The organism is Bradyrhizobium sp. 35 (genome assembly GCF_023073215.1).
Taxonomy (GTDB): Bacteria; Pseudomonadota; Alphaproteobacteria; order Rhizobiales; family Xanthobacteraceae; genus Bradyrhizobium; species Bradyrhizobium canariense_D.
Genome location: NZ_JADPJC010000058.1, coordinates 1 through 15,434 on the forward strand (window position 1 = coordinate 1; position 15,434 = coordinate 15,434).

Below are 15,434 nucleotides of genomic sequence, written 5' to 3' on the forward strand. Positions count from 1 at the left end.
CGACCGTGACCTTGCCCGCAAGGTTGGCGGTGCCGGTCACAACCGTCATGTCGCTCGATGCGCCCGATATCTGCACCAGATAGGTCGATGCCGCCGTCATCGTCAGGCTGCCGCTGACGGTGAGCGTGCCGATCGAATTGCCAGGCGCCAGCGTGCCGCCGTTGACGTTGGTGTTGCCGACCGTGCCGATGCCGCCAAGCGTACCTCCAGTGTTCACGGTGATGCCGCTTGCCGAGGTGATATCGCCGTTGACCGCGAGCGTGCCACCATTGACGTTGACCGGACCTGCAAAGGTGCTGGTGCCGGTCAGGGTCCAGATCGAATTGTCGACCTTGTTGAAGGTGCCGAACCCCTGATACTGCGCGGCCGCGTCGATCTGCGAGACATCGAAGCTCGCCGCGCCAGTGCCGCCGAGCTGGAACGTGTCGGCGCCGGTGCCAAGCACATTGGTCGTGATCACCGAGCCCGGCGCCAGCGTCAGCGTATTGCCACCGACGGCAAACCGGATCGCGGCGGTGCCACCGCTGATGGTACCGGCATTGAAGACCGAAGAACCGGCGCCGGTGGCGTAAATTCCGTACTGGCCACTGGTGATGCTGCCGGAATTGGTGACGTTGGCAAAGCCTCCGATGGCGCCAATGGCAACGACGGTGCCGGTGATGTTGCCGGAATTGGTGACGTTGGCGGAGCCTGCGGCGACGTAAATTCCCACCTTGCCGCCCGCAATAGTACCGCCGGCCTTGTTGGTTACTGTTGCCTTCTGGTCGGCAATAATACCACCGTCGACGAAACCAGCGATGGCGCCGCCGGTGATGCTGCCGGAATTGGTGACATCGGCGATCGCGGCCCTAATTCCATACAGGCCGCCTGTAATACTGCCGCCGGCACTGTTGGTTACCGTTGCGGTCGTTTGGGCGAAAATACCGGCGTCGGTGCCGCCGGTGATGCTGCCGGAATTGGAGACATTGGCAAAGCCTCCGACGGCGGAAATTCCGCTCTCGGCGCCGCTGATGTTGCCGGAGGCATTGTTGGTCACCGTCGCGTTGGACTGAGAGATGACGCCGAAGGAGCCCGCGCCGGTGCCGGTGATGCTGCCGGAATTGGAGACATTGGCAAAGCCTCCTCCGACGGCGGCAATTCCGAACCCGCCGCCCGTGATGTTGCCGGCAGCATTGTTGGTCACCGTCACGCCGACTGAGCCGGCAATGCCGACCTGGCCGCCCGTGATGTTTCCCGAATTGGTGACATCGGCGACCGTGGCGCCAATTCCGTAAAAGCCGCCCGTAATACTGCCGCCGGCATTGTTGGTTACCGTTGCAGTGCCTACCGCGCCAATACCGGCGTTGGCGGCGCCGGCGATGCTGCCGGAATTGGTGACATCGGCAGATCCGAGAGCAAAAATTCCGTGCGCGCCGCCTGTGATGCTGCCGGCGGCAAGGTTCGTCACCGTCGCGTTGGTGTCGGCGTAAATGCCGCGGCCCAAAAGGCCGTCGGTGCCGGTGATGCTGCCGGAATTGGTAACAGCGCCCGAACCGAGAGCGAGGCCGTTCTGAAGACCGGTGACGGAGGCGTTGATATCGACAGTGACCGTGACGCCAGTTTCGACGGCGGTGCCGTAGCCGTTGTTGGGGTCTGCGCTGGTGCCGGGCGCGCCGGCGCCCTGATTAATGGTGATCCCGGTACAGGTCGCGGTGACATCGTTGGCGGATGCGGGGGTGCAATCCGCCTGCGCGGCTGTATCGGCCAGCAGCACGATTGCGATGGCGGCGACCAGAGTTGGCGCCGCGGCCGTGATGGCACGCCACCAAGCGGAGCCACTACGCAGCCGCGCAGTCCCGGACATTTGCGCTAGCCCCGTGGCTGCGCGCGATTCCGTTAGTGCAGTATCCGAGCGAGCGCGATGGCGCGCATTGAGCAACTGTCGCGCCATACAAATTTCCGTTATTCCAAAATTGATCTTCACTGTGAACTATCGTCAGCATCAAAGATACCGCCGCTGAACCACGGGGCGCAGTTTGATGGTGATCGTTGCCTCAAAGGCACAGCGGTGAGATGGCAAACCTGGTGCGGTCCGAAAACCCCCTAATTAGGTGGCTCGCTGTCTTTTATGCATGCCCGACTTGGGCCAAAGGTCGAAACTGCGGGACTGCTTGTGCAAGTCTGCTTGAACTTCAAAAGCGGACACTTCCACTTTTATGAGTCCACGTTCTACGCCGCGTAGGTCGCCCGCAACTTCTTCGGATCAAGCAGCGCCAGAACGCCATCCGCCGACACCGGCCGGCTGATGAGATAACCCTGCACCTCGTCGCAACCGATCTGGCGCAGATATTCGAGCTGGTCGGCGGTCTCGACGCCTTCGGCGACCACGCCGATGCGCAGGTCGCGCGCGAGCCCAATCACCGATTTCACGATCGCGGCGCAGTCGGGCTGCACCAGCATGTCGCGGATGAAGGACTGGTCGATCTTGATGCGGCTGAACGGCAGCTTGCGCAGGTAAGTCAGCGAGGAGAAGCCGGTGCCGAAATCGTCGAGCGCCACGGTGACGCCGAGCTCCAGCAGCGCGTTCAGGACCGACGCGGCCGAGGCGTATTTCGACAGCAGCATCGATTCCGTGATCTCGATCTCGAGCCGGTGCGGGGCGATCTTCGCGTCCGCGAGCGCCTGCACGATGATCTGGAGGAGGCCGTTGTTGTGAAACTGCGCGGCCGAGAAATTCACCGCGACCCTGATCTCTTCGGGCCACTCGGCAACCGTCGCGCAGGCGCGGCGGACGACCCATTCGCCGATCTCGTGGATCAACCCGGTTTCCTCGGCGATCGGGATGAATTCGCTCGGCGGCACCAGCCCGCGCTGGGGATGCTGCCAGCGCAGCAGTGCCTCGAAGCCGGTGATGCGGTTGCCGCCGAGGTCGAGGAACGGCTGGAACACCAGGAACAGCTCGTCCCTGGCGATGGCGCCTTCCAGATCCGATTGCAGCGCTTTGCGGTCGCGTGACGAGCGGTCGTCGGCTTCCTCGAAGAAACACACCGTGCCAGGTCCGGCCTTCTTGGCGCGGTAGAGCGCGGTGTCGGCGTTCTTCATGATGTCGAGTTGCGTGCTGCCGTCACGCGGCGCCAGCACGATGCCGACGCTGGTCGCGCCGACGATCTGGCGGCCCTCGATCTGGAACGGTTCATCGAAGGCCGCGACGAAGCGCTCGGCGATCTCGAGCGCATCCTCCGGCCGCGCCCGATTGGCCATCACCAGCGCGAACTCGTCGCCGCCGATGCGTGCGACATGCTCGGCCGCGCGGGTGCAGCGTTGCAGGCGGCTCGCGATCTGGACCAGAAACTCGTCGCCGGCGGGATGGCCGAACTTGTCGTTGACCTCCTTGAAACGATCGAGATCGAGCAGAAGCACCGCGAATTCCTCGCCGGACAGAGCGAGCCGCTTCAAGGCTGCATCGAGCGTTTCGTTGAACGCGACGCGATTGGGCAGATGGGTCAGCGAGTCCTGCCGCACCGTACGCTCGGCCTCGATCTGCCGCATCACGCGCCGTGCGAACGCGATCGAATTGACGAACACGCTGCGCAGCAGCACTGATCCGTAGACGACCACCAGGAAAGCGATCAGCAGAAACGCCGGATCGCCATTCCTGCCGAGGCAGATCGCGATGCCAGCGAAGATCGGGGCCGTGAATGCGATCGCGGCGATCGGGATGGTGGCGAAGGCCAGCGCGCCCCCCGCCAGCATCCCCGAGCAAAGGCAGGTGATGACGAGCTGCCCGCCCGTTGAGGCATTGACGAAGAATGCGACCGGAACGGTGCCCCAGGCGGCGCCGAGGATGAAAGCATTGCGCACCAGCCGATGCATGGCCCGGCGCGAGACGAATTGCGGTTTGGTGATGCGGCGCGCGGCATGGGATTGCAGGCCGAACGCGATCGCGGCGCCCGCCACGATGGCGGCCCAGATCAAGGCCAGCTTCAAGTCCGGCGAATGCCACAGCGCGACGACGAGTACCCCGGCGTTGCAGGCATTGGCCAGCATGATGCCGACTGAATAGCCGAGCACCAGCGACATCTGTTCGGCGCGGATATGGCCGGCGACGGCTTCGTCGGTTACGGGACCGCCAAAGGCCGACAGATCACCGGCGAACAGCCGCGCGAAATAGCTGGTCGTTTGAGTCCGCATTCCAGAGCCTAGCAGCATGGGCCGCTTGTCCGGCCCGGTCAGGAGAATTCGCTGCAAACCTTTGACGAACTATGAATTATCCAAACTTGCGACGATTGCTCTGACCACTTCTGCGTGTTCGCGATATTGTATCGATAACAAATCGATACAAATGCGGCGCCTCGCGTTACGGCTGTGACGGGAGGCTATGTTCGCTACCAATTCCGCTGTCATGCCTCGCCTTGTGCGCACTTGCGCACTGGGGCGGGGCATCCAGTACGCCGCGACCTATCGGATCAATCAAGCCTGTCTCGGAGTACTGGATCGCCCGGTCAAGCCGGGCGATGACAGTTGTGCTTCAGGCATCACCGCCCCAACTGCTTCGGATCGTAATAGAACCGCTCTTCGATCAACTGATCGCCCCGCCAGGTCTGCCATGCGATCTCATCCAACGTTCGGATGATGCCTTCGGCATTGGTGAAGCTGAATCTCCAGCGCGTCGCGACATGATCCCCTTCGATCAGGCTCGGCCCAATGCGCACCGCCTTGACCTCCTTGAAGGCTGCCAGCACGCCGCGCTCCTTGGCGGCGAGCTTGTCGCGTCCGACCACGGGATCGCCCTGGTTTTCATAGGTGGCGGCGTCCGGCGTGTAGTAGTCGAGGATCGCCCCGACGAAATCCCCGTCCTCCAATCGTTTGGCAAAAGCTTCGACGACATCACGGCTCGGCATGGTGCACCTCACGAATAAAACCGACTGTTGGTCGGTAAATACCGACCGACGGTCGAAAAGTCAACTGGCTGTCCTCGTCCATTTCGACTACAGCAGACCCATGGCGAAACAGGCGGAGCGGCGGGCTGCGACATCGGAGGCGATCCTGACGGCGGCGCGCCGCCTGTTCGGGACGCAAGGCTTTGTCGCGACGACGATGGACGAGATCGCCGAAGCCGCCCACGTCGCCAAGGGCGCGGTGTATCATCACTTCAAGACCAAGGAGGCGGTGTTCGAAGCGGTGTTCAATGAGGTCTCGCGCGACCTCGTCGCCGAAATCGACAGCACGGCCCGTGCCGAGAAGGACGTGCTTGCCGCGATGGTCGCCGGCACCCAGCATTATTTCGCCGCGACCGCGAAGGGCCCGACCGGCCAGATCATCCTGCGCGACGGCCCGGCCGTGCTCGGCTGGGAGCGCTGGCGCGAGATCGACGCCAAACATTTCGGCGGCAAGCTGCCGCGCGCGATTGCGGCGGCGATGGAGGCCGGCCTGATCGCGCGGCAGCCGGTCGAGCCGCTGGCCCGGCTGCTGCTCGGCGCGGTAACGGAGGCCGCCGTCGCCTGCGCCGGACGCGCCGATATCGCAAGGGCGGGTGCGGAATATGCCCGTGCGTTCAGGTCGCTGGTCGAGGCGCTGCGCGTGGCTGCATGATCGTGCTAAGTGATGATTGGAAACGCCCGTCAACAAAAAGAACAGTAGCGCATGAACGCAACTTCCTCCCTGACACCCTCCGACCCTGAATTCGACTACATCATCGTCGGTGCCGGCTCTGCCGGCTGTGTGCTCGCCAACCGGCTGTCGGCCAACGGCAAGCACAGCGTGCTGCTGCTCGAGGCAGGCCCGAAGGATTCCAACATCTGGATCCACGTGCCGCTCGGCTACGGCAAGCTGTTCAAGGAAAAGACCGTCAACTGGATGTACCAGACCGAACCGGAGCCTGAGCTGAAGGGCCGTCAGGTGTTCCAGCCGCGCGGCAAGACGCTGGGCGGATCGAGCTCGATCAACGGCCTGCTCTATGTCCGCGGTCAGCACGAGGATTACGACAGATGGCGTCAGCGCGGCAACGCCGGCTGGGGCTATGACGACGTGCTGCCCTATTTCAAGAAGGCCGAGAACCAGTCGCGCGGCGCCGATCAATACCACGGCAGCGGCGGCCCGCTGCCGGTCTCCAACATGGTGGTGACCGACCCGCTGTCGAAGGCCTTCATCGATGCCGCGGTCGAGACCGGTCTGCCCTACAATCCTGATTTCAACGGCGCCACCCAGGAAGGCGTCGGCCTGTTCCAGACCACGACGCGCAACGGCCGCCGCGCCTCGACGGCGGTGGCCTATCTCGGCCCCGCCAAGGCCCGTCGCAATCTCAAGATCGAAACTGGCGCGCTTGGCCAGCGCGTGCTGTTCGAGGGCCGCCGCGCGATCGGCGTTGAATACCGTCAGGGCGCCACATTGCGCCGCGCCCGTGCGCGCAAGGAGGTCGTGCTGTCGAGCGGCGCCTACAACTCGCCGCAGCTGCTCCAGCTCTCCGGCGTCGGACCCGCCGACCTCCTGCGCAAGCACGGCATCGACGTCGTGCTGGACGCGCCGGGCGTCGGGCACGATCTCCAGGACCACATGCAAGTCCGCATCGTGATGCGCTGCTCGCAGAAGATCACGCTGAACGACACCGTCAATCATCCGCTCCGCCGCACCATGGCTGGCGCGCGCTATGCGCTGTTCCGCAAAGGCTGGCTGACGATCGCGGCCGGCACGGCGGGCGCGTTCTTCAAGACCAGTCCGCGGCTGGCCTCGCCCGACATCCAGGTCCACTTCCTGCCGTTCTCGACCGACAAGATGGGCGAGAAGCTGCACGATTTCTCCGGCTTCACGGCGTCGGTGTGCCAGCTCCGTCCCGAAAGCCGCGGGTCCTTGCGCATCAAGAGCGCCGACCCGACAGTGCCGCCGGAGATCCGCATCAACTACATGTCGACCGAGACCGACCGCACCACCAACGTGGAAGGCCTGAAGATCCTGCGCAAGATATTGCATGCACCGGCGCTGAAGCCGTTCGTGGTCGACGAGTACGATCCCGGAGCGAAGGTGTCCACGGATGCCGAGCTGCTGGACTATTGCCGTGAGCGGGGCAGCACCATCTACCATCCAACCTCGACCTGTCGTATGGGCAATGATGCGCTCGCGGTGGTCGATCAGCGGCTGAAGGTGAGGGGCCTCGAAGGCCTCCGAATCGTCGACGGTTCGATCATGCCCGATCTCGTGTCGGGGAACACCAACGCGCCGATCATCATGATCGCCGAAAAGGCCTCCGACATGATATTGGAGGATGCGCGGTAAACTCGCGTCTTGAGAGGATTTGGGCTTGGCTACGCGATTCAAGATCGGCACACGCAAGAGCGCGATGGCGCTGGCACAGACGGAAGAGATCGCGCGCCGCCTGACCGCCGCCATGCCCGATCTCGACGTCGAGATCGTCAAGTTCGACACCACGGGCGATCTCGACCAGACCAGCAAGCTGTTGCCCCATGGCGGCAAGGGCGGTGCCTTCGTGGCGCAGATCCGCGCCGCGGTGCTGTCGGGCGAACTCCACGCGTCGATGCATTCGCTGAAGGACATGCCCGGCAACGAAGACACGCCCGGCCTCGTGATCGGCGCCACGCTCTCGCGCGATCCTCCCAACGACGCGCTGGTGCTGCGTGACGGCGTGACGCTGGAGGCGTTGCGCCAATCTCGTGGCAAGGGTTTCAAGATCGGCACCAACGCCGTCCGCCGCGCCGCCTATGCGCGGCGGTTGTTTCCGGACGTGGAGATCATCCACTTCCGCGGCGCCGCGGACACGCGCGTGCGAAAACTCGACAATGGCGAGAAGCAGCGCCTGCCGGATGGCGGCGCGGTGGGGCCTGCGGATGCGCTCATCATGGCGCGGTCCGGCCTCGACCGCGTCGGCCTTTCACAGCGCATCGCCTACGAGTTTACCGCAGCCGAGATGCTGCCGGCAGCGGGGCAGGGCATCGTCGCCGTCGAATGCGCCGCGCAGGACTGGCAGACGCGTCGCATCCTCGCATCGATCGACGATCCCGCTGCCCACGCCTGCGCCGATGCAGAGCGCGAGGTGCTGTGGGTGCTGAACGGCCATTGCAATTCGCCGGTGGCGGGCTTTTCGACCATTGCGGGTGATCAGATGTCGCTCACCGCGTCCGTGCTCGATCTCTCCGGCAACACCATCATCGAAGCCTTGCGTTCGGGCCCCGCCAATCGCCCACGCGAACTCGGCCGTGCGGTGGGACTGGATCTGCTGGCCAAGGGCGCCGCGGAGATCATCGAGCGCAGCCGGCCGCGCTAAGTCGGCCGCGAGGCGGGCATCGGTGGATGATGGCATCATGCGCCTGTTTTGCCCGACGGGTCAAATGTTGGCGCGCTCTGATGCGATGACGGCGCACCTGATTTCAGTCCGCCCTAAGTCATTGATCGGGCGTGGCCTCTCTACTGTGCATGGGGTTGTTTTCGCGTTTTTTTGTTTTTCCGCTCCCCAGGCGCAAAATAAATCAGCCCCGAACCCGCTTCAGCATCTGCTCGACATGGGCGATCGGCGTCTCCGGCTGGATGCCGTGGCCGAGATTGAAGATGAACCGCCCTTGCGCGAAATTCGCCAGCGTGTCGTCGACCGCGCGGTCGAGCGCGGCGCCGCCTGTGATCAGCACCAGTGGATCGAGATTGCCCTGAACCGCAACCTTGCTCTGCACGCGCTCGCGGATGAAGGCCGGCTCCGCGGTCCAGTCGATGCTGACGGCGTTGACGCCGGTCGCCTCGACGAACCCGGGCAGTTGCGCACCGGCACCGCGCGGAAAGCCGATGATCTTGGCGTCCGGCACCTTGGCGCGCACGCCTTCGACGATGCGCCGGGTCGGCTCGACCGACCAGCGCGCGAACTCGGAGGGTGGCAGCACGCCGGCCCAGGTGTCGAAGATCTGCAAGGCGTTGGCGCCGGCCGCAAGCTGCGCCAGCAGATATTCGATCGAGTTCTCGACCAGCACGTCGATGATAGCTGCGAACGCCTCCGGATGCCGGTAGGCCATCATCCGCGCCGGGGCCTGGTCGGGCGTACCCTGGCCGGCGACCATGTAGGTCGCCACCGTCCACGGAGCGCCGCAGAAGCCGATCAGCGCGATCTTGGGATCGAGCGCGCTGCGCACGATCTTGAGGGCCTCGAACACCGGCGCGAGCTTGCCGAAATCGGCGTGCTTCGCCAGTGTTGCGACCTTGGCGGGATCATCCAGCGGTTCGAGCCGCGGACCCTCGCCGACCTCGAAGCGCACGGAACGTCCGAGCGCATAGGGGATCACCAGGATGTCGGAGAAGATGATCGCCGCATCGAAGCCGAACCTCCGGATCGGTTGCAGCGTCACCTCGGCGGCAAGCTCCGGGTTGAAGCAGAGATCGAGAAAGCCGCCGGCCTTGGCGCGCACCTCGCGATATTCGGGCAAGTAACGGCCGGCCTGCCGCATCATCCAGATCGGCGGAACGACCTGCCGCGGGCCGGAGAGGACGTCGATGAATGGTTTGGTCGCAGACTGGGGCACGAACGGTCCTGAAGATGGTTAGGGCTCCTGATACACCGCCACGGCCCGAAGCGGAACAGGGGAACCAAGCGCAATTGGGCCGCGTTGACCAGCCAACGGAGGACGAGACCATGGCTGAGACATTCAACCCCGCGCCGCATGACAAGCACGCCGACGATCTGCACGAAGCGCTCGCCGCCGACCGCCACGCCAAGCTCGACGCCGGTCTGAAAGATACCTTCCCGGCGTCCGACCCCGTGAGCGCCGCCCAGCCGACGCCCTCGAAGGCCGATGCGGAGGCCGACAATCCCTCGCTCTGGGACAAGGTTAAGGCGATCTTCAGCTAAGGCGGAGAGCGCCGGATTCCGATAGGTTTGCTAATGCCTTGTTAGCGATGCGCTGATTCCGGCGTCCGTACGACTACGGAAAGCCGGGGACATCACTGCATATTTCTCCCGGTGTTTCAGAGTTCAATAACAGAAGCAGCAGAGTTTCCGGTCATCGGAGAATTCTGCTGCATGAGTGCTGTAACCCAAAGAGCCGGATGGAGCCGCCTGCCGCTGCGGGCGGCTGCGTTCGTCGCGCTGACCTGCGTGGCCATCCTCGGCGTCAGCGGCTGGCGGGAATGGGCGGCCCGCGACGCGGTGCTCAAAGGCGCCGAGGCAGAAATGGCGAACGTTGCGCGCTCGCTGACGCAACATGCAGAGGACAGCCTCGATCTCTTGGATTCAGGCGTCGTCGGCGTCGTCAGCCGGCTGGAGATGGACGGCACCGAGCCGGCCACGATCGCCAAGCTCCGAAACCTGCTGGAGGCGCGAAAGAAGGCGATAGAGCGCATCCATAGCCTCGCCATCATCGACGAGCGCGGCAACTGGTTGACCTCGCCTGGCACGATCGGCTCGACGCTAAACGACGACGCGTTCTTCCGATATCACCAGCTCTCGCCGAAACGGGAGCCCCATGTCGGCCGTCCCGTGAAGAGCCTGCTCGACGGTGAGTGGGTCGTGACCCTGTCGCGCCGTTTCAACAAGCTCGACGGCAGCTTCGGCGGCGTGGTGCTCGCGACCATCAGCTCGGGATATCTCTCGCATTTCTACGAACAGTTCGAGATCGGCCGCAACAGCTCGGTGGCGCTGACGCACGGCGACGGCCTGATCATCGCGCGTAACCCCAGCAACGACAGGTTCGTCGGTCGCAGCGTTGCCGATACGCCGCTGTTCCGCGATACCGCCTTGCAGCGGCCGGGCGGCGCCTACCATTTCAAGTCGCCGCTCGACGGTGCCGACCGGGTCAGCTTCTTCAAGCGCTCCGGCCGTTATCCGCTGGTCCTGCTCGCCACCGTCGACAAGGCCGAATTGCTGGCGCCCTGGCGTGCTGCGGCGATCTCCCGCATGCTCTACGTGCTCGCGCTGGTCATGCTGATCGCGATCATCGGTGCGGTGCTGGTGCGGCAGCTGCAACGGGGCCAGAGTATGGCGGCCGCGCTGGTCGAGAAGGAAGCGCATTTCCGGCTGCTTGCCGAAGGCTCCAGTGACATGGTGACCCGTATCGGGCTCGACGAGCGGCTGCGCTATGTCTCGCCGTCATCGATTGGCGTCGTTGGCTGGCGCGCCAATCAACTGATCGGTACCCTCGCGCTGGCCGGCATTCACCCGGACGACCGGCCGCAGGTCCAGGCCCTCGTCGACGCCATGAAGCGCGGCGATGCGGAGGAGGCGCGGGTCACCTATCGCAATGTGCACCGGCAGAACTCGGAAGTCTGGCTCGAATCGACCATGCGGGTGACCCGCAAGGAGAATGGCCGCGTCGACGGCGTGGTCGCGATCTCGCGCGACATCACCGAGCAGAAGAAGCTCGAGACCCGGCTCGAAACGCTCGCGATCGAAGACAGCCTCACCGGGCTTGCCAATCGCCGCCGCTTCGATGAACGATTGAAGGAGGAGTGGGCGCGTGCCTATCGCGAGCGCTCCAGCCTCTCTTTGCTGATGATCGACGTCGACCACTTCAAGTCTTACAACGACGACTACGGCCATCCCGCGGGCGATGCCTGCCTCCGGCAGGTGGCCCAGATCATCGCTGCTGAGGCGCAGCGTTCCGGCGATCTTGCGGCGCGTTACGGCGGCGAGGAGTTCGCCATGTTGTTGCCGAACACCGACGCTGCGGGCTGCGCCCTGATCGGCGACCGGATTCGACGGGCGATCCGTGATGCGGGCCTGGTCCACACCAGCAACCATGTGGCTGGCTGCGTCACCGCTTCGCTCGGCGGTGCTGCGTGCCGGCCGGCGCTGGAGCGCACGGCCGGCGTCACCTCGCTGGTCGAGGCCGCCGACCAGGCGCTCTATGCTGCCAAGGAGGCCGGGCGCAACCGGCTGATGATGTCGGGCGAGGTGAGTAACCTTCTTCTCAAGGCGTCCGGTCAGTAAGCCCGCTCAATAATGCGGCGGACGCTCATTGGCGGCTCCCGGCGCATTCGCCTCGGCCTCCTGCAGCCGCTCGCCGAGCTCTGCGATTCTCCGCGTCAGCGCGTCGATCTGCTTCCACTGCGCCGTGATGGTCTGGTTCAGCGTCTCAATCGCGTCGTCCTGATAGGCGAGGCGGGTCTCCAGCGTGTCGATGCGCTCGCCGAGCGTCTTGATCTCATTCGTCACGTGCCGCGTCCTTGTCCCGTTCGCGCAATCCACATTCTTGCAAACCGTGGCCGAGCGCGACACGCTCATCGAACACGAAGCATTCGCCGCGCCAGCGACTCTGAGCCTCCGGCACCTCTTCCAGATATTTGAGAACGCCGCCCTTGAGGTGATAGACCTCGGCAAAGCCGCGCGCGAGCAGGTGTGCGCTCGCCTTCTCGCAGCGGATGCCGCCGGTGCAGAACATCGCGATTCTGCGGTGTCTGGCGGGATCGAGCTGCTCGGCCGCAAAATCTTTGAACTGGCCAAAGCTCCTGATGCCGGGGTCGAGCGCGCCCTCGAACGTCCCCATCGCCACCTCGAAGGCGTTCCTGGTGTCGAGCACCAGCGTATCCGGCGCTTCGATGAGCGCGTTCCATTCGGCCGCATCGACATAGGTGCCGACCTGCCGCGTCGGGTCGGCGCTTTCGTCGCCGAGCGTGACGATCTCCTTCTTCAACCGCACCTTGAGCCGGCCGAATGGCATCGTCTCGGCGGTCGAGAACTTCAATTCGAGATTGTTCAACCTGCCGCCGAACATGTCGCCGTGAGCGAGCTCTTGGGTAAGCGCGTCGATCGCCTCGCCCGCGCCCGCGACCGTGCCGTTGATGCCCTCCTGCGCGAGCAGCACGCTGCCCTTTAGCTCCAGGCCGGCGCAGAACGCGCGCAGCGGCTCGCGCAGCTCGCGGTAATCGGGCAGGGCGGCGAATTGGTAGAAGGCGGCGACCTTGTAAATCATGGCGCCCGTTTAGCAGGCGGGGCTCGCCCGGAAAACCCGCATCGAGCAGCTCTATTCCCGGCGGATGGCAGCCATTTCCCTGGCATGCCAGCATTGCCCCGGCCGGCCGGAATGTGTCATGTAGGCCCGGATTTTCCGAGATGGCGCGCCATCCGCACCAGACGCCCAATGAGAGCAGAATTCGATGAGAAACTTCCATTTCCCCGGCAGGTCCACGGTCCACGCCACCAACGCGATGGTGGCGACCTCGCATCCGCAGGCGTCGCTTGCCGCGATCGAGGTGCTGCGCGAGGGCGGCACGGCGGTGGACGCGGCCGTCGCGGGTTCGGCCATTCTCGGCGTGATCGAGCCGCAATCGACCGGCATCGGCGGCGACTGCTTTGCGCTGATCCAGCCGCGCGGCGAGGGCAAGATCATCGCCTATAACGGCTCCGGCCGCGCCCCGAAGGCGGCGAACGCCGATTGGTATCTCGAGCGCAAGATCAACTCCGTGCCGCTGACCTCGGCGCATGCGGTCTCGATCCCCGGCGTGATCGACGCCTTTGCAACCGTCTTGCGCGATCACGGCAAGTTCGGCTTCGACCGGCTGCTTCAGCCCGCGATCAAGGCGGCCGAGGAAGGCTACGTCGTCGCCCCCCGCATCGCCTTCGACTGGAAGAACCAGTTCGAGAAGCTGAAGGCCGGCACCAACACGGAGCGGTATCTGCTGCCGCACGGCAAGCCGCCGGTGGCCGGCGACGTCATCCGCCAGGCCGAGCTCGGCAAGACGCTGCGGGCGATCGCCAAGGACGGCCGCGACGCCTTCTACAAGGGCCCGATCGCGGAAGACATGGTGGAGACCCTGCGCGGGATCGGCGGCCTGCACACGATCGACGATTTCGCCGCGCACACCACTGAGACGACGACGCCGATCGGCACCATGTACAAGGGCTATGACGTCTGGCAGTGCCCGCCGAACGGACCCGGCCTCACCATGCTGCTGATGCTGAACATCCTGTCGCGTTTCGACCTGACGAAATACGCGCCGCTCAGCATCGAGCGCTTCCACCTCGAAGCCGAGGCCGCGCGCATCGCCTACATGCATCGCGAGCTGCATGTCGCCGATCCCGAGCATATGCAGATCGAGGTCGCCAGGATCCTCGCCAAGGAATACTGCAACGAGCACATCGACAAGATCCGCATGGACCGCATGCTCGACCTGCCGAACGTCGCGCCGCCGATGAACCCGTCGACCATCTACATCACCGTCGTGGACAAGGACCGCAACGTCTGCTCCTTCATCAACTCGGTTGCGCATTCCTTCGGCTCGGCGATCGTCTCGAACAAGACCGGCATTTTGCTCCAGAACCGCGCCGGCGGCTTCCGCATCCAGCCCGGCCACCCGAATTGCATCGCCGGCGACAAGCGTCCACTGCACACGATCATGCCAAGCCTGCTCACCAAGGGCGGCCGTTCCGTGATGCCGTTCGCGGTGATGGGCGGACAATATCAGCCGGTTGGCCAGACCCATGTGGTGACCAACATTCTCGATTATGGCTGCGACGTGCAGGAGGCGATCGATATGCCGCGCGGCCTGCATTATGAAGGTCAGTACCAGCTCGAGGACAGCGTGCCGGCCGCCATTGTCGAAGGCCTGAAGAAGCTCGGCCACAAGACCACCAGCGTCGTCGGTCCGCTCGGCGGCGCGCAGGCGATCTGGATCGACTGGGACAAGGGCACGCTCACCGGCGGTTCCGATCCGCGCAAAGACGGTTGCGCGCTCGGATACTGACCACCGCGCACGGAGTTCCCCGCGCGAGATCAGGAAAAGTTGACGAAGGGCGACGCGGCATTTGCTGCGTCGCCCTTTCTCGTTCGGAACGGAGCTCATTGCTTCAGGTTAAGGGCCGATGAGCGGTGCAGGCGTGCGCTGCTCTTGCTCGAAGCGGCGGAGGCCCTCCATGTCCGAAAAATCAGGTTCCGGACCGTCCGGATTCGATCGGCGCGCCTTCATGGCCGGCGTTGCCGGCAGCGCGCTGGTCCCCATGACGGCGCGTGCGGCCGCGCAGGATGCGAGCGTGTCGGCCGCCCAGGATCCGGCGCTTCCTGTCGATGTCACGCTGCGGGTCAACGGCAAGGACAAGCGCCTGCGCATCGACGCCCGCACGACGGTGCTCGACGCGCTGCGGGAGCATCTCAAGCTCACCGGCAGCAAAAAGGGCTGCGACCACGGCCAATGTGGTGCCTGCACGGTACTGATCGACGACCGGCGCGTGGTGTCGTGCCTGACGCTCGCGCTCGCGGCCGAGGGGCAGGAGATCACCACGATCGAGGGCCTTGCCACCGACGATCATTTGCACCCGATGCAGCAGGCCTTCGTCGACAACGATGCGTTTCAATGCGGCTATTGTACGCCGGGCCAGATCATGTCCGCCGTTGCCTGCGTCAAGGAGGGGCATGCGGGCAGCGAGGCCGACATCCGCGAATACATGAGCGGCAACATCTGCCGCTGCGCCGCCTATCCCAACATCGTCGCCGCCGTGAAGCAGGCCGCGCCCGAGATCATGAAAGGCTAGGCGC

The 15,434-nt window shown here is 64.6% G+C and carries 12 protein-coding genes and 1 pseudogene; 7 read left to right on the forward strand and 6 right to left on the reverse strand.

Going from position 1 to position 15,434, the window contains the following annotated elements; translation table 11 throughout:
* The 3 genes and pseudogenes from IVB36_RS13005 to IVB36_RS13015 form a co-directional block, all read right to left on the reverse strand.
* A pseudogene (locus tag IVB36_RS13005) lies at window positions 1-1,843 on the reverse strand (hypothetical protein); the annotation flags it as partial.
* Window positions 1,844-2,208: 365 nt separating this feature from the next.
* On the reverse strand, window positions 2,209-4,170 hold the full coding sequence (locus IVB36_RS13010; protein WP_204513796.1) for an EAL domain-containing protein: 1,962 nt from the start codon (window positions 4,168-4,170) through the stop codon (window positions 2,209-2,211).
* A gap of 344 nt (window positions 4,171-4,514) precedes the next feature.
* A complete protein-coding gene (locus IVB36_RS13015; protein WP_018455021.1) occupies window positions 4,515-4,880 on the reverse strand; it encodes a nuclear transport factor 2 family protein in 366 nt (121 codons plus the stop codon).
* Window positions 4,881-4,980: 100 nt separating this feature from the next.
* On the opposite strand from IVB36_RS13015, the gene IVB36_RS13020 reads away from it, so the two are divergent.
* Genes IVB36_RS13020 through hemC form a run of 3 tightly spaced genes read left to right on the forward strand, consistent with a single transcriptional unit; the run spans window position 4,981 to window position 8,254 of the window.
* Complete coding sequence (locus IVB36_RS13020; RefSeq protein WP_018455020.1) at window positions 4,981-5,571, forward strand: TetR/AcrR family transcriptional regulator; 591 nt, start codon at window positions 4,981-4,983, stop codon at window positions 5,569-5,571.
* 51 nt (window positions 5,572-5,622) lie between these two features.
* Window positions 5,623-7,248, forward strand: coding sequence for a choline dehydrogenase (locus IVB36_RS13025; RefSeq protein ID WP_085394149.1), 1,626 nt, complete (start codon window positions 5,623-5,625; stop codon window positions 7,246-7,248).
* A 25-nt stretch (window positions 7,249-7,273) separates the two neighbouring features.
* Window positions 7,274-8,254 (forward strand): hydroxymethylbilane synthase, encoded by a 981-nt coding sequence (hemC, locus tag IVB36_RS13030; protein WP_247372600.1) that lies wholly within the window; start codon window positions 7,274-7,276, stop codon window positions 8,252-8,254.
* 202 nt (window positions 8,255-8,456) lie between these two features.
* Here hemC and hemE read toward each other — a convergent pair whose 3' ends face one another.
* Window positions 8,457-9,491 (reverse strand): uroporphyrinogen decarboxylase, encoded by a 1,035-nt coding sequence (hemE, locus tag IVB36_RS13035; RefSeq protein ID WP_247338853.1) that lies wholly within the window; start codon window positions 9,489-9,491, stop codon window positions 8,457-8,459.
* A gap of 110 nt (window positions 9,492-9,601) precedes the next feature.
* On the opposite strand from hemE, the gene IVB36_RS13040 reads away from it, so the two are divergent.
* Both IVB36_RS13040 and IVB36_RS13045 read left to right on the forward strand, forming a co-directional pair.
* The gene (locus IVB36_RS13040; protein WP_007595236.1) at window positions 9,602-9,817 is read left to right on the forward strand and encodes a hypothetical protein; all 216 of its coding nucleotides are present in this window, start codon (window positions 9,602-9,604) and stop codon (window positions 9,815-9,817) included.
* A gap of 171 nt (window positions 9,818-9,988) precedes the next feature.
* Window positions 9,989-11,893 (forward strand): diguanylate cyclase, encoded by a 1,905-nt coding sequence (locus IVB36_RS13045; protein ID WP_085357456.1) that lies wholly within the window; start codon window positions 9,989-9,991, stop codon window positions 11,891-11,893.
* Between the two features lie 6 nt (window positions 11,894-11,899).
* Here IVB36_RS13045 and IVB36_RS13050 read toward each other — a convergent pair whose 3' ends face one another.
* Both IVB36_RS13050 and IVB36_RS13055 read right to left on the reverse strand, forming a co-directional pair.
* On the reverse strand, window positions 11,900-12,118 hold the full coding sequence (locus IVB36_RS13050) for a SlyX family protein (RefSeq protein ID WP_007606917.1): 219 nt from the start codon (window positions 12,116-12,118) through the stop codon (window positions 11,900-11,902).
* Window positions 12,108-12,875 (reverse strand): rhodanese-related sulfurtransferase, encoded by a 768-nt coding sequence (locus IVB36_RS13055; RefSeq protein ID WP_085357458.1) that lies wholly within the window; start codon window positions 12,873-12,875, stop codon window positions 12,108-12,110. Before IVB36_RS13055 ends, IVB36_RS13050 begins: the two co-directional genes overlap by 11 nt.
* 184 nt (window positions 12,876-13,059) lie before the next feature.
* Here IVB36_RS13055 and ggt point away from each other — a divergent pair, with 184 nt between their 5' ends.
* Together ggt and IVB36_RS13065 are read left to right on the forward strand one after the other, a co-directional pair.
* Window positions 13,060-14,646 (forward strand): gamma-glutamyltransferase, encoded by a 1,587-nt coding sequence (gene ggt / locus IVB36_RS13060; RefSeq protein WP_085357460.1) that lies wholly within the window; start codon window positions 13,060-13,062, stop codon window positions 14,644-14,646.
* Window positions 14,647-14,815: 169 nt separating this feature from the next.
* A complete protein-coding gene (locus IVB36_RS13065) occupies window positions 14,816-15,430 on the forward strand; it encodes a (2Fe-2S)-binding protein (RefSeq protein ID WP_085349950.1) in 615 nt (204 codons plus the stop codon).
* The last annotated feature ends 4 nt before the right edge of the window (window positions 15,431-15,434 follow it).

Excerpts from the sequence above, each read along its gene's own strand:
- IVB36_RS13055 (WP_085357458.1), bottom strand. The coding sequence starts at position 12,875 with ATGATTTACAAGGTCGCCGCCTTCTACCAATTCGCCGCCCTGCCCGAT.
- IVB36_RS13045 (WP_085357456.1), top strand. The coding sequence starts at position 9,989 with ATGAGTGCTGTAACCCAAAGAGCCGGATGGAGCCGCCTGCCGCTGCGG.
- IVB36_RS13020 (WP_018455020.1), top strand. The coding sequence starts at position 4,981 with ATGGCGAAACAGGCGGAGCGGCGGGCTGCGACATCGGAGGCGATCCTG.
- IVB36_RS13065 (WP_085349950.1), top strand. The coding sequence starts at position 14,816 with ATGTCCGAAAAATCAGGTTCCGGACCGTCCGGATTCGATCGGCGCGCC.
- IVB36_RS13025 (WP_085394149.1), top strand. The coding sequence starts at position 5,623 with ATGAACGCAACTTCCTCCCTGACACCCTCCGACCCTGAATTCGACTAC.
- IVB36_RS13040 (WP_007595236.1), top strand. The coding sequence starts at position 9,602 with ATGGCTGAGACATTCAACCCCGCGCCGCATGACAAGCACGCCGACGAT.
- ggt (WP_085357460.1), top strand. The coding sequence starts at position 13,060 with ATGAGAAACTTCCATTTCCCCGGCAGGTCCACGGTCCACGCCACCAAC.
- IVB36_RS13015 (WP_018455021.1), bottom strand. The coding sequence starts at position 4,880 with ATGCCGAGCCGTGATGTCGTCGAAGCTTTTGCCAAACGATTGGAGGAC.
- IVB36_RS13010 (WP_204513796.1), bottom strand. The coding sequence starts at position 4,170 with ATGCGGACTCAAACGACCAGCTATTTCGCGCGGCTGTTCGCCGGTGAT.